Annotated in this window: 13 protein-coding genes; 4 read left to right on the top strand and 9 right to left on the bottom strand. The window is 61.4% G+C overall.

The window, feature by feature from the left end; translation table 11 throughout:
* Window positions 1-15: 15 nt before the first annotated feature.
* Both U367_RS0113325 and U367_RS0113320 read right to left on the bottom strand, forming a co-directional pair.
* Window positions 16-423 carry a YbaN family protein gene (locus U367_RS0113325; protein ID WP_028617352.1) on the bottom strand — a complete coding sequence of 136 codons (408 nt, stop codon included), beginning with the start codon at window positions 421-423 and terminating at the stop codon, window positions 16-18.
* Window positions 424-443: 20 nt separating this feature from the next.
* Window positions 444-1,031, bottom strand: coding sequence for a UPF0149 family protein (locus U367_RS0113320; protein ID WP_028617351.1), 588 nt, complete (start codon window positions 1,029-1,031; stop codon window positions 444-446).
* A 275-nt stretch (window positions 1,032-1,306) separates the two neighbouring features.
* Between U367_RS0113320 and recQ the strand changes: the two genes are divergently transcribed.
* Entirely contained in the window at window positions 1,307-3,433 is a 2,127-nt protein-coding gene (gene recQ, locus U367_RS0113315; protein ID WP_016976542.1) for a DNA helicase RecQ, read from the top strand.
* A gap of 121 nt (window positions 3,434-3,554) precedes the next feature.
* The gene (locus U367_RS0113310) at window positions 3,555-3,989 is read left to right on the top strand and encodes a MarR family transcriptional regulator (protein ID WP_028617350.1); all 435 of its coding nucleotides are present in this window, start codon (window positions 3,555-3,557) and stop codon (window positions 3,987-3,989) included.
* A 230-nt stretch (window positions 3,990-4,219) separates the two neighbouring features.
* Here the strand turns inward: U367_RS0113310 and U367_RS0113305 are convergent, their stop codons facing one another.
* The gene (locus U367_RS0113305; protein ID WP_028617349.1) at window positions 4,220-6,409 is read right to left on the bottom strand and encodes a patatin-like phospholipase family protein; all 2,190 of its coding nucleotides are present in this window, start codon (window positions 6,407-6,409) and stop codon (window positions 4,220-4,222) included.
* Between the two features lie 84 nt (window positions 6,410-6,493).
* Between U367_RS0113305 and U367_RS0113300 the strand changes: the two genes are divergently transcribed.
* Window positions 6,494-6,781, top strand: a complete 288-nt coding sequence (locus U367_RS0113300; protein ID WP_028617348.1) for a SelT/SelW/SelH family protein — start codon at window positions 6,494-6,496, stop codon at window positions 6,779-6,781.
* Between the two features lie 33 nt (window positions 6,782-6,814).
* Here the strand turns inward: U367_RS0113300 and U367_RS0113295 are convergent, their stop codons facing one another.
* From U367_RS0113295 to U367_RS0113285, 3 genes are all read right to left on the bottom strand, one after another.
* Window positions 6,815-7,096 carry a hypothetical protein gene (locus U367_RS0113295; protein WP_016976544.1) on the bottom strand — a complete coding sequence of 94 codons (282 nt, stop codon included), beginning with the start codon at window positions 7,094-7,096 and terminating at the stop codon, window positions 6,815-6,817.
* A gap of 132 nt (window positions 7,097-7,228) precedes the next feature.
* Window positions 7,229-8,113, bottom strand: a complete 885-nt coding sequence (locus U367_RS0113290) for a DMT family transporter (RefSeq protein WP_028617347.1) — start codon at window positions 8,111-8,113, stop codon at window positions 7,229-7,231.
* A 99-nt stretch (window positions 8,114-8,212) separates the two neighbouring features.
* On the bottom strand, window positions 8,213-8,962 hold the full coding sequence (locus tag U367_RS0113285) for an AraC family transcriptional regulator (protein WP_028617346.1): 750 nt from the start codon (window positions 8,960-8,962) through the stop codon (window positions 8,213-8,215).
* Between the two features lie 137 nt (window positions 8,963-9,099).
* On the opposite strand from U367_RS0113285, the gene U367_RS0113280 reads away from it, so the two are divergent.
* The gene (locus U367_RS0113280; protein WP_028617345.1) at window positions 9,100-9,909 is read left to right on the top strand and encodes a UDP-2,3-diacylglucosamine diphosphatase; all 810 of its coding nucleotides are present in this window, start codon (window positions 9,100-9,102) and stop codon (window positions 9,907-9,909) included.
* Window positions 9,910-9,999: 90 nt separating this feature from the next.
* Here U367_RS0113280 and U367_RS0113275 read toward each other — a convergent pair whose 3' ends face one another.
* The 3 genes from U367_RS0113275 to phhA all read right to left on the bottom strand — a co-directional run bounded on the left by U367_RS0113275 (window position 10,000) and on the right by phhA (window position 12,441).
* Window positions 10,000-11,196 carry an amino acid aminotransferase gene (locus U367_RS0113275; protein ID WP_028617344.1) on the bottom strand — a complete coding sequence of 399 codons (1,197 nt, stop codon included), beginning with the start codon at window positions 11,194-11,196 and terminating at the stop codon, window positions 10,000-10,002.
* Window positions 11,196-11,552 carry a 4a-hydroxytetrahydrobiopterin dehydratase gene (locus U367_RS0113270; RefSeq protein WP_010208721.1) on the bottom strand — a complete coding sequence of 119 codons (357 nt, stop codon included), beginning with the start codon at window positions 11,550-11,552 and terminating at the stop codon, window positions 11,196-11,198. The genes U367_RS0113275 and U367_RS0113270 overlap by 1 nt, the downstream gene beginning before the upstream one ends.
* A gap of 97 nt (window positions 11,553-11,649) precedes the next feature.
* Window positions 11,650-12,441, bottom strand: coding sequence for a phenylalanine 4-monooxygenase (phhA, locus tag U367_RS0113265; RefSeq protein WP_028617343.1), 792 nt, complete (start codon window positions 12,439-12,441; stop codon window positions 11,650-11,652).
* Window positions 12,442-12,479: the final 38 nt, after the last annotated feature.

Below are 12,479 nucleotides of genomic sequence, written 5' to 3'. Positions count from 1 at the left end.
AATGCCTGGGGTTAGTCAGTGTCGACCAAGGTCGTGTGGGTTCTTATGTCGCAGGGTCTTTTGGCGCAGGATATAGACCGTCACCAGTACCGCGCTGGTCAGCATGAACCCGCGCGCCCACGGCAGTGGCACCAGGTAGCAGGACACGCCAATGCTCAGCCACATCAAACCGATGGCGTAGACCTTGCCTTTGAGGGGAATACCATTGCCATCCAGGTAGTCACGGATCCACGGCCCCAAGCGCGGGTGTTGCACCAGCCAATGGTAGAAACGCGGGGAGCTTCGAGCGAAGCAGGCGGCGGCGAGCAGCAGGAATGGCGTAGTCGGCAATACCGGTAGGAAAATGCCGATCACCCCCAACGCTACACTGAGCCAGCCGATGGCCTGGAGCAGGTAGCGCAGGAGCAGAGAGCGATTGCCCATGGGTGTCACGGGCAAGCGACTTAGTGGTGACGTGGCTTGAGGATCGCCGGTTTTTCGTCAGGTGCGTTGCACAGCAGGTACAGCGCGGTCAGGGCTTCCGGGATCTGAACGATCATGTCGTCCATCAGGTTGGCGTCGGCAGCGATGTCGGCGAACTCAGGCTGGTCGTCGAACAAGCCCGAACCGACCATGATCGGCAGCAGCATTTCGCTGACTTCTTCCTCGGCGGTTTCAAACCAGGCGGCTTCGCGCAGGAACACGCCTTCCATGAAGCCGATGCACCAGCCGCGCAGGTCGGAATCATCCGGTTCTTCGCCCAGGTCCAGTTCGCATGGCAGCTCGAATTCCTCGTCGGAGGCCAGTTGGCGACCGATGTGGGCCTTGAGGGCCAGCAGGGTGGATTCGATTTCTTCGCGTTGGGCAGCATCGGCGTAGTGCGGCTCTTCGGCGAACAGTGCATCGATCCATTCACGGTCGGGGACGACGTCGGAGCAGATCGACAGGGCGGTCAGGTAGCCGTGGGCGGCCACGTAGTCCAGCGCCTCGTCATGCAGCTCATCGGCGTCGAGGAAGGCTTGCAGGCGGGTTAGTTGCTCAGCGAAGGACATTGAAGGACTACCTTGGGAATAAACGATGCTGAATTCTAGGCTTTCTTGAGCGCACAGGCCAGCCACACTGCATATTTGCCAGGTTTTAGATAGCGCCCGCTATTCGTCAGTGGCGCCCTTTGGCGGGTAACGCTCGGGTATACTGCCGCGTTTTGTGATGCCCTTGCAGGCCAAGCCCAGTGCGCGAAAACTTCGCTTACGGATTATTTCCCGTGAAAGCGGTTTTTTTCGGCCAGCCTGTACAGAGGGATTTCGGCACTATTTTGGAGTTTTACATGCTCGAGCAGGCACAACGCGTCCTCAAGGACATCTTCGGCTACGACAGTTTTCGTGGCCGCCAGGGTGCGATCATTGAGCGCGTGGCCAGTGGCGGTGACGCACTGGTACTGATGCCTACCGGCGGCGGTAAATCGTTGTGCTTCCAGGTGCCGGCGCTGTTGCGCAATGGCCTGGCCGTGGTGGTGTCGCCTTTGATTGCATTGATGGACGACCAGGTGGCAACCCTGGAAGAGCTGGGTGTCGCCGCCGCATCGTTGAACTCCACCCTCAGTGCCGAACAGCAGCGTGACCTCGCCGCTCGCATCAAGCGCGGTGAAGTGAAGATGCTGTACCTGGCGCCCGAGCGTCTGGTGCAGCCGCGCATGCTGGCGTTTTTACAGAGCCTGGAAATCGCCCTGTTCGCCATCGATGAAGCCCATTGCGTCTCCCAATGGGGTCATGACTTCCGCCGCGAGTATTTGCAGCTCGGCCAATTGGCGGAGCTGTTTCCCGATGTGCCGCGTATTGCGCTGACCGCCACTGCCGACAAGCGTACCCGCGAAGAAATCGTCGAGCGCCTGCACCTGCAGAACGCCGAGCGCTTCCTGTCGAGCTTCGACCGACCGAACATTTTCTACCGCATCGTGCCCAAGGAGCAGCCGCGCAAACAGTTGCTGGCGTTCCTTTCCGAGCGACGCAGCGATGCGGGCATCGTCTATTGCCTGTCGCGCAAGAAGGTCGATGAAGTGGCTGCGTTTCTCTGCGAGCAAGGCTACCCGGCGCTGCCCTATCACGCCGGCCTGCCCAACGACACGCGTTCGGCTCACCAGAAGCGCTTCCTCAACGAGGAAGGCCTGATCATGGTCGCCACCATCGCGTTCGGCATGGGCATCGACAAATCCAACGTGCGCTTCGTTGCGCACATGGACCTGCCCAAATCCCTTGAGGCGTACTACCAGGAAACCGGGCGTGCCGGCCGTGACGGTTTGCCGGCGGATGCGTGGATGGTCTACGGCCTGCAAGACGTGGTGATGCTCAAGCAGATGTTGCAGAACTCCGAGGGCGACGAGCGCCACAAGCGCCTGGAGCAGCACAAACTCGACGCCATGCTCTCGCTGTGCGAAGAGACTCGCTGCCGCCGCCAGACCTTGCTGGCGTATTTCGACGAAGACATGCCCGAACCCTGTGGCCACTGTGATAACTGCACCGACGGCGTGCAGACTTGGGACGCCACCGAGCCGGCACGCCAGGGTTTGTCCGCCATCTATCGCACCGGCCAGCGTTATGGCGTCGGTCACTTGGTGGATGTGTTGCTGGGCAAGGACAACGAGAAAGTACGCAGCTTCGGCCATGAAAAACTCTCGGTCTACGGCGTCGGCAAGGCCCGCGCCGAAGGCGAGTGGCGCTCGCTGTTCCGGCAGATGGTGGCGCGCGGCCTGGTGGATATCGACATCGAAGGGTACGGCGGCCTCCGCTTGAACGACAGTTGTCGTCCGCTGCTCAAGGGGGAAGTGACGCTGGAGCTGCGCCGCGACCTCAAGCCGCAGACTACCGCCAAGACCAGCACCAGCCAGGCCAGTCAGCTTGTACGTGGCGAAGAACGCGAACAGTGGGAAGCCCTGCGCACCCTGCGCCGCAAACTGGCCCAGGAACACAGCGTGCCGCCGTACGTTATTTTCCCCGACTCGACGCTGTTGGAGATGTTGCGCGAGCAACCTACGACTATGTCGGAAATGGCCAGGGTCAGCGGCGTCGGTGCACGCAAGCTGGAGCGCTACGGCCAGGCGTTCCTCGAAGTGCTCGGCGGCCAGGCCGAAGCACCGAAGGAAGTCGCCGATATTCGCCATGAACTAATCAGCCTGGCACGCGCTGGCATGACCCCGATCCAGATCGCCGGCCAGTTGCAATGCTCGGAGAAGAACGTCTACACCTTGCTTGCCGAATCCATCGGCAAGCAGCAGTTGTCGTTGGAGCAGGCGCTTGATTTGCCAGAGGATCTGCTCGGCGAAATCCAGGATGCGTTCCTGGACGGAGAGGGCGAATTGCCACCTGTTGCGGAGATTGCACCGCTGTTTACGGGGCGTGTTCCTGAAGGTGTCTTGTACTGCGTGCGGGCGGCTTTGCAGTCTGAATTCGAGATTTAGTGCGCCAATTACGACAATGTAACGAATCAGTACATAGCAACTCTTGCCTATGGGCAAAGCTCATGCTTAGCTGACTAATAATTAGCCACACTTTATTTTCAGTCTTAAACATGAGTTTTTTATGCCGTTAACCGATCAACACCGATTTGGCATGCAACTGGCGCAAATGTCCCGTGGTTGGCGCGCCGAGCTGGATCGCCGGCTGGCGGGGCTTGGCCTGTCCCAGGCGCGCTGGCTGGTGCTGCTGCACCTCGCTCGTTTTGAAGAAGCACCCACCCAGCGTGAGCTGGCGCAAAGCGTCGGCGTTGAAGGGCCAACCCTGGCCCGCCTGCTGGACAGCCTAGAAGGCCAGGGCCTGGTGCAACGCCAGGCCGTGGTGGAAGACCGCCGTGCCAAGCGCATCCTGCTGTGCGATACCGCCCGGCCGCTGATCGAACAAATCGAAACCATCGCTACCGCGCTACGGCATGAGCTGTTCGTGGGAGTGGATGAAGCTGATTTGAGCGTGTGCATGCGCGTGCATGGGCACATCCTGGCGAATCTGGAGAAATCCTGAGGAATACCCGGCGCGCTGCTTGCTGTGGCATGCGGGCTTCGTCTGGTGAGCGGGCTGTTGTGGTGAGCGGGCTTGCCCCGCGCTGGGGCGCGAAGCGGCCCCAAAAACAGGCGACTAATTTCTCACGGAAAAAACGCGGTGACCGCAATGGGCCTGCTTCGCAGCCCAGCGCGGGTGTAGCCCGCTCACCACATCAAGCGCGTTTAGCCGTCGGGTTCAGCGTAAGACGTTTAGAACGTCTGCCCCAGGTTCAGATACACCGCCTTCTGATTATCATCATTGAACCCATAACTGAAATTCAGCGGCCCCAACGGTGTATCAAAGCCCAGGAAAATACTCGCCGCGTTGATGTAGCCGCTGTCGAATTCATTGTCGTTGTTCCACGCCCGGCCGCGTTCCAGTGACGCACCCAGGTACAGCGGGAAATCCAGCGGCAGGTACGAACGCGGTGTGAGCCTGCGGTAGTACACCGCGCGCATCAGGCTGATGTTCTGCCCCGAGATCGCGTCCTGGCGAAAGCCCGACAACTGCCGCGCACCGCCCAGCAGGAAGCTGGAAATCACCACGTCCGAATCATCCAGGGTGCGCCCGTAGCGCCCGCCCAGTACCAAGGTGTCCGGGCCGCGGCTCATGGCTTTGTCGAGCTTGAACTCCCACTGACGGTAGCGCTGGTCCGAGCCCAGGCCGGGTTCGAACTCGCGGTAGGCCAGGCCGATGTCTTCGCCGGTGTGGGGGAAGTACACGTTGTCCAGGGAATCGAAGGAGTACTTCAGTTCATAGAAGCCTTCGCTGAAACTCACGCTGGGCAAATCCCTGTCACCGATGCGCACATCCGCCTTGCCCCAGGCTTCGCCGACGCCGAAGCGGATCTCGCCGCTGTTGCCGATCTGCCGTCCGACGTTCAAGCCGAAACCGTAGCGTTCCAGGCGATATTCGGAGATGGGGTCGTTGTCCAGGATCAGCTCGACGTTCTGTGCCTGGGCGCTGATGTACGGCGCGACAAAGTAACGCGAGCCGGTGTCCATAGGCTGATAGAACTCGCTGTACAGCTCTTGGCGATCACCTATCTGCACCCGCGTCAGCCATTCGGCACCGAGGCGGTTGATACCGTTCATGCGGTAGCTGGCGCCGAGGTTGAAGGCGCTGTCGCCACGCATGTCATCTGACAGGTTCAGGCCGAGGCGCAGGTAGTCGGTGCCGCTGCGTTTGCCGCGCGCGCTGATGACCAAGGTATTGTCCTGGCCCTTTTTCACCACGCGGTATTGCACCTGCTCGAAGTAATCCAGGCCGTACAAGGTGCCCATGTCCGATTGCAGGCGGCCCAGGTTCAGCGGCTCGCCCAGGGGTTGGCGGATGTAGTAGCGGATCACGTCGTCGCTGACTTTCGAGTCGTTTTCCACGTTGATGGCGGTGATGACCGGCGTGCGTTCGCCGGGTGTGCGGGCGGCTACCAGTTGCGGGTCGATCGGCTCTGCGGGGCGCAGGTGGGCCAGGCGCGTGTCGAGGGCGCGGGTAGCGCGGTAACCGGCATCGATCATGTCCTTGGCGCGGCCGAAATCAGTTACGCCATAGGCGGCGAGGGGCGGCTGGATCAGCACGTCCTTGGGGTGCAGGTCTTTGAGCTGCTCTTCGGAGTTGCGCCGGGTCATCAGGGTGATCGATTGGTTGAGTACGTCCACCACCGTCGCCAGTTGTTTGCGTGAACGCAGCGGGGTGCCGATGTCGACGACGATAGCGATATCCACGCCCATTTCCCGCGCCACATCCAGCGGGATGTTATCGGTCATGCCGCCGTCCACCAGCAGCCGGCCGTCCAGCTCCACTGGCGCGAAGACCGCCGGGATCGACATGCTGGCGCGGATCACTTGGGGCAGATGACCCTTGCGGAACACCACTTTCTCGCCGGTGGTGATATCGGTCGCCACCGCGCGAAAGGGGATCGGCAGCTTGTCGAAGTTACGCGTGTTGCTGCTGTGGGCGAACATGCTTTCCAGCAGCAACGCCAGGTTCTGGCCTTGGATTACGCCCAGTGGCAGGCCCAGGCTGCCATCGTCGCGAAAGCTGAGTTTCTGTTTGACCAGGAAATCCCGGTCATCCTGCTTGCGCCGGAACGGCACGTCTTCCCGAGGCGGTGCGTCGGACAGTGCCTGTTGCCAGTCGATGCTCAGCGCCAGTTTTTCCAACTCATCGATCTTGTAGCCCGAGGCGTACAGCCCGCCAATCACCGCGCCCATGCTGGTGCCGGCAATCGCATCGATCTGTATACCTTGCTCCTCCAGCGCCTTGAGCACGCCGATATGCGCCAGCCCGCGGGCGGCACCGCCAGACAGCACCAGGCCGATTTTCGGGCGTGGCGGTTCAACGGCGTCGGCGATAAGGGGGAGCAGGCACAGAAACAGGCAGGACAGCAGGCGGCGCATCATGAATCTCGAGGCTGGGCGATAAAGGCCGCTATTATAGCCACTCGATCCGCCGAGCCCGTTACGCCTGGAGCCTCTCAAATTATGTCTTCGATCAAACCCGAGATCGTCATCACCTATTGCACCCAGTGCCAGTGGCTACTGCGCGCCGCGTGGTTGGCGCAGGAACTGCTGAGCACGTTTGCCGATGATTTGGGCAAAGTGGCGCTGGAACCGGCCACCGGCGGCGCGTTTCGTATCACGTGTGATGGCGTGCAGATTTGGGAGCGCAAGGCGGACGGCGGTTTTCCCGAGGCCAAGGTGCTCAAGCAGCGCGTACGCGACCAGATCGACCCGCAGCGTGACCTGGGGCATAACGACCGCACCCAGTGAAAATCACCGCCCCGTGGGGCGGTGACACGGTGGTTATTTGGCCGCCATCTTTTGCTTGATAAAGCCAATCACCCACGTCAGTACCAGCCCGCCGACACCACCGCCGACAATGTTGCTGCCCACTGCCGCCACGTCCAGGGCTTCGCCGCCCGAGGTGCCCGTGAGTGCCGCGACGACTTGGCCGAGCACCAGCCCGCCGACCCCGCCGATCAGGGTATTGAGCCCGGTCCCGAGGCTCTGTTTGGTCATGCCGGCAATGTTGCCGCCAACGGCGCCGCTGATGATCTGCACTAACAAATTGATGAGCATTTCCATGGTAAAGCTCCCGCATCGCGTTGAGGTTGTGACCACTCGCGTGCAGCAACTTCAGAAAATACCCAGGCTGTCATCGAGCTGTCGGTTATCCGTTGAACGACTGCAGACTGTTGCGGATATTCAAAGTATAGATCAGGCCGTCGCCGCAGGCTGTTTGGCCTGGCTGGCACCGCCCATCAATCCGGAAAGCACGATTGCGACGATTATCAACACGCCGCCCAACAGCATGCGCAACGTCGGGGTTTCGGCAAACAGCAGCCAGGCCGCGGTGATGCCGTAGACCGGTTCCATGGCAAACACCACCGAAGCGGTGCGCGCCTTGATCACCGCGAGGCTTGCGACAAACAGGCTGTGGGCCAGACCCGTGCAGAACACCCCGAGCAAACCGATCCACAGCCAGTCAATTGCTCGCACCTCTGTCAGATCGGGCGCCGCCACGGGCAACAGGCACACGGCGACCACCACGTTCTGGCACAGCGCTGCCTGCACCGCCGGGATACGTCCGGAACTGGCGCGGTTGTTCAGTGACAGCAGGGAAAACAGCAACCCCGAGGCGATCCCCCAGAGCAATCCGCCAGTGGCTTCGCTGGCAAGGTTGAAGTCGGGGGTAACCAACACCAGGCCGACGCTGACCAGTACGACCAGCACCACTTCGTTGGCGCGAATGCGTTCGCGGAAAATCAGCCCTTCGAGGATCACGGTAAAGGCCGGAAATGCGGTGAAGCCCAAGGTTGCAACCGCCACGCCGGCTACTTTCACGGCAATGAAGAAGGTCACCCAGTGCGCTGCCAGCAACACGCCGCTGATCAGCAGCCGGCGCCAGTCGCGCAGTTCCAGGGTTTTCCAGGCGGTGCTGCTGGCGAACCGTGCGAATACCGCCAGTGCTACTACGGCAAACACGGCGCGACCAAAGACGATGATGGCCGGGGAGGCGGCCGCCAGTTTGCCGAATACGCCGGTGAGGCCAAACATCAATGCGCCGATATGCAGGGCGCCGAGGGCTGAACGGGGAGTCATTGCGATCCTTGAGTCATGGGGGTGACAGAAACGCAGTCTAGTGGGTCGCCCGCGTGGGTGTCTGTCGCCCGGCTCGCGGTGTTTATCGCGAAACTCTTTCTACGGGTTGCGACGCAAAGCGCCCGGCGAGGCGCCAAACTCTCGCAGCATCGCGGCGGCGAAGGCGCTTTGCGAGGCGTAACCGACGCGATCGGCAATTTCACCGATGGGCAGCGGTGTCTTGCGCAACAGGTCCAAGGCCATGTGCAGGCGACGGCTGCGGATGTAGTCCATCGGTGTTTGCCCGCATTCCGCCATAAAACGTGCGTGCAGGCGTGCCACCGACAGATCGGCGATACGCGCCAGGTCGGCCACCTGCAGTGGGTGCGCAACATGCCGTTCGATATGTGCATTGAACGCCGCATACGGAAGGCGCCGCCCCGGCAGTGGTTGAGCCAGCGGATGATTGAGGCTGGCCAGTAACAGCACCGCGCCCTGCTGGACGATCAGCGGGTCATCCACCGGGCTCTGCGCCAGCCAGTGCACCAACTGGCTTTGCCGCGTGTCCAGGGCCAACCGCGTGGGTTGGTCGAGCAGACGGCGACTGGCCTCGGCATGCTCGCCCAACGATTGCAGCACCCAATGCTCAGTGGGCACATCCAGCACCAGGCAGCGGCTACCATCGCGACTGCCGCACGCATGGTGGGCGGAGAAGGGCAGCACCATCACGCTGCTTTCGCGCACTTGGCTGCCACGGCCGTCCACCTCCAGGTCCAGGTGCCCGGACAGGCCGAATACCAGCTGCGCATGGTCATGGCTGTGGGCGAGGGGCGCTTCGACGTAGTGGCGTAGGGCGAGGGTGGGTCCCATTGCGGTCTCCTGGGCGGCAAGTTGGCAGTCTACAACGGTTTGCGGGCCCTGAGCGCTGTCATCAGACTGACGCACAGTTGTCATGGGCTATTAATCGCCAGAGCGCAAGCTCGCGAAAACACCGTCGAGGGATGCCCATGACCAGTGCCGAGTTCGCCAAGCCCAGCCGCAAGCAACGGGTTCGTACCCTGTGGATTTCCGATGTGCACCTGGGCACCCGGGATTGCCAGGCCGAACATTTATCGCAGTTCCTCAAGGGCTATCACGCGGACAAGGTCTACCTGGTCGGTGACATCATCGACGGCTGGAAACTGCGTGGCGGCATGTATTGGCCCCAAGCCCATACCAACGTGATCCGCCGTCTGCTGACCATGGCCAAGCGCGGTACCGAGGTGATCTATGTCACCGGCAACCATGATGAGTTCCTGCGTCGTTATTCCAAGCTGATCCTGGGCAATATCCAATTGGTGGACGAAGCGGTGCACGTGACTGCCGATGGCCGGCATCTGTTGGTGATTCATGGCGATCAGTTCGACGTGATCACCCGCTACCACCGCTGGCTGGCGTTCCTCGGTGACTCGGCCTACGAGTTCACCCTCACGCTGAACCGCTGGCTGAACCATTGGCGTGCGCGCTACGGCTATGGCTATTGGTCGCTGTCGGCGTACCTCAAGCACAAGGTCAAGACGGCCGTGAACTTCATCAGCGATTTCGAAGAAGCCATCGCCCATGAGGTGACCAAGCGCGAGTTGCATGGTGTGGTGTGCGGGCATATCCACCATGCGGAGATTCGCAAGGTGGGCGATGTGGATTACCTCAACTGCGGAGATTGGGTGGAGTCGTGCACAGCGTTGATCGAGCACTGGGATGGGAGTATCGAGTTATATCGGTTGGCGGATGCGCAGGCCAAGGAGGCGCAGCTCAAAGCCGAAATGGTTGCTGGCTGAAACACAACCTCCCTCGTAGGAGCCGGCTTGCCGGCGATGGCAATGTTGAGGGCGCCATCGCCGGCAAGCCGGCTCCTACAGGGTGAGGTGTCAGTCGCGGCAAACGTCGGCGATGGCTTCGGCAAGTAGCGTCAACCGCGTGGCATCAGCCCCCGCCACGTTAGCCCGCCCCGAACTCACCATGTACACGCTGTGTTTCTCGCGCAGTTGCTTCACCTGTTCGGCACTCAATCCGGTGTAGGAGAACATCCCACGCTGCGCCCCGATATGCGCAAACCGCTCCGACAGACCGTGTGGCGCCAACGCCTCAACCAAGCCCGAACGCAGGTGTGCGATCCGCGAGCGCATGGCTTCGACCTCGTTGCTCCATAGCGTTTTCAGCTCGGCATCGCCCAGGATGGTCGCCACTACCGCAGCACCATGGTCCGGGGGCGTCGACCACAGGTTGCGCGCCGTGTTGGCCAGTTGGCTGCGCACATCCGTCAGTTTCTCGGCATCCGCCGCGCACACGATCAACGCGCCGACACGGTCGCTGTACAGGCCGAAGTTCTTCGAGCACGAACTGGTGACCAGCACTTCCGGCAACTCGGCCGCAAACAGCCGCACCGCCCAGGCATCCTGCTCCAAACCATCGCCAAAGCCTTGGTAGGCGAAGTCGATCAGTGGCAGCAACTGGCGCTCGCGCACGACCTGCAGCACCTGGCGCCAGTCGTCCTGGGACAGGTCGAAACCGGTCGGGTTATGGCAGCAGGCGTGCAGCAGCACCACGTCGCCCTTGGGCACGCTGGACAGGGTGGCGAGCATCGCCGCCACATCCAGGCGGTTGTCAGCGCCCACGTAAGGGTAATGACTCACCGGGATCCCGGCCTTGGCAAAGATCGTTTCGTGGATTGGCCAGGTCGGGTTGCTCAGCCACACGCCGCGACCAGGCAGGTTTTGCGCGATGAAGTCGGCGCTCAGGCGCAGGGCGCCGGTGCCGCCTGGGGTCTGGGTGGCGCCGGCACGTCGCTCGCGGATCAGCGCGGAGTCCGCGCCGAGGACCAGCTCGCTGATCAGCTTGCCGAACGCCGCATTGCCGTGGCCGCCGATGTAGGTCTTGGTAGTTTGTGTGTCCACCAGGCGCTGTTCGGCCAGTTTTACCGAGTGTGGAATTGGCGTCAGGCCTTGGTCGTCCTTATAGACACCCACGCCGAGGTCGAACTTATTCGGGTTGGCATCCTGGGCGTACAGGTCCATCAGCCCGAGGATCGGGTCGCCGGGTACGCGGCCAATGGCATCGAAATGCATTACTTGCGGCCCTCGGCGTCCTTGGCCACTTCGTCGGTGCGCGCGGCCATGATGAAGTCGTTGCGGTGCAGGCCCTTGATGGAATGGCTCCACCAGGTCACGGTGACCTTGCCCCACTCGGTGAGCAGGCCTGGGTGATGGCCTTCGGCTTCGGAGATTTCACCCATGGCGTTGGTGAAGGCCAGGGCGAATTTGAAGTTCTTGAACAGGAAGACCTTTTCCAGTTGCATCACACCGTCACGGACTTCGATGTTCCAGTCGGGGATCTGCTTGAGCAGTACCGGCAGTTCTTCGTCGCTGACTTGAGGGGCATCGGCACGGCAGGCTTCGCAGTGGGCTTGGTTCAAGGTGGTCATGATGGTGTCCTGAATTCGAGTGTTTGAAGATCAGTAGCGTCACCCTAAAGCAACGCGCGGCCAGGGAACAGACTCACCTGGCCTCAAGATGTAAGGTTCACGCAGCTTTGGGTTTTGGGGGAAACTTCGGGGCATGCAAACCCAGCTGCATCCCGCGCTCCACCATGCCCATGATGTCTTCCTGGGCCACTTCGAACAGGCGCTTGAGGTTGGGGAGGACGAAGTACAGCGGTTGCAGGATGTCGATGCGATACGGCGTGCGCATCGCCTCCAGTGGATCGAACACCTGGTGTTCGGGCTCGGACGACAGGCTGTACACCGTCTCCTTGGGCGACGACAGAATGCCGCCACCGTAGATGCGCCGACCTTCGGGCGTGTCCACCAGGCCGAACTCGATGGTCATCCAGTACAGGCGCGCCAGGTACACGCGTTGCTCCTTGGTGGCCGCCAGGCCGAGCTTGCCGTAGGTGTGGGTGAATTCGGCGAACCAAGGATTGGTCAGCAGCGGGCAGTGGCCGAAGATCTCATGGAAAATGTCCGGCTCTTGCAGGTAGTCCAGTTCTTCGCGGGTGCGGATAAACGTCGCCACTGGAAACTGCTTGTTGGCCAGCAACTCGAAGAACGTCTGGAAGGGGATCAGCGCCGGCACACGGGCGACTTGCCAGCCGGTGGTTTCGGCCAGCACCTGGTTGATCTCGCCCAATTGCGGGATGCGGTCATGGGGCAGGCCGAGCTTGTCGATGCCATCCAGGTATTCCTGGCAGGCGCGACCCTCGATCACTTTCAACTGGCGAGTGATCAGGGTGTTCCACACCGCATGTTCTTCCGGTGAGTAGTGGATAAAACCTTGCGCATCGGGCTCGCGGGCCACGTACTGCGTCTGCTTCATACGGCTCTCCTGCTAGGCATTCGTTCTTGTTATGTCCT

The sequence above is a fragment of the Pseudomonas canadensis genome, from assembly GCF_000503215.1.
Taxonomy (GTDB): Bacteria; Pseudomonadota; Gammaproteobacteria; order Pseudomonadales; family Pseudomonadaceae; genus Aquipseudomonas; species Aquipseudomonas canadensis.
This window is presented reverse-complemented; position numbering and strand designations above follow the sequence as displayed.

What these genes read in the sequence shown, in the direction of transcription:
- recQ (WP_016976542.1), top strand. Translation starts at nt 1,307, where the DNA reads ATGCTCGAGCAGGCACAACGCGTCCTCAAGGACATCTTCGGCTACGAC.
- U367_RS0113270 (WP_010208721.1), bottom strand. Translation starts at nt 11,552, where the DNA reads ATGACCACCTTGAACCAAGCCCACTGCGAAGCCTGCCGTGCCGATGCC.
- U367_RS0113300 (WP_028617348.1), top strand. Translation starts at nt 6,494, where the DNA reads ATGTCTTCGATCAAACCCGAGATCGTCATCACCTATTGCACCCAGTGC.
- U367_RS0113305 (WP_028617349.1), bottom strand. Translation starts at nt 6,409, where the DNA reads ATGCGCCGCCTGCTGTCCTGCCTGTTTCTGTGCCTGCTCCCCCTTATC.
- U367_RS0113310 (WP_028617350.1), top strand. Translation starts at nt 3,555, where the DNA reads ATGCCGTTAACCGATCAACACCGATTTGGCATGCAACTGGCGCAAATG.
- U367_RS0113275 (WP_028617344.1), bottom strand. Translation starts at nt 11,196, where the DNA reads ATGCATTTCGATGCCATTGGCCGCGTACCCGGCGACCCGATCCTCGGG.
- U367_RS0113280 (WP_028617345.1), top strand. Translation starts at nt 9,100, where the DNA reads ATGACCAGTGCCGAGTTCGCCAAGCCCAGCCGCAAGCAACGGGTTCGT.
- U367_RS0113290 (WP_028617347.1), bottom strand. Translation starts at nt 8,113, where the DNA reads ATGACTCCCCGTTCAGCCCTCGGCGCCCTGCATATCGGCGCATTGATG.
- phhA (WP_028617343.1), bottom strand. Translation starts at nt 12,441, where the DNA reads ATGAAGCAGACGCAGTACGTGGCCCGCGAGCCCGATGCGCAAGGTTTT.
- U367_RS0113320 (WP_028617351.1), bottom strand. Translation starts at nt 1,031, where the DNA reads ATGTCCTTCGCTGAGCAACTAACCCGCCTGCAAGCCTTCCTCGACGCC.
- U367_RS0113295 (WP_016976544.1), bottom strand. Translation starts at nt 7,096, where the DNA reads ATGGAAATGCTCATCAATTTGTTAGTGCAGATCATCAGCGGCGCCGTT.
- U367_RS0113285 (WP_028617346.1), bottom strand. Translation starts at nt 8,962, where the DNA reads ATGGGACCCACCCTCGCCCTACGCCACTACGTCGAAGCGCCCCTCGCC.
- U367_RS0113325 (WP_028617352.1), bottom strand. Translation starts at nt 423, where the DNA reads ATGGGCAATCGCTCTCTGCTCCTGCGCTACCTGCTCCAGGCCATCGGC.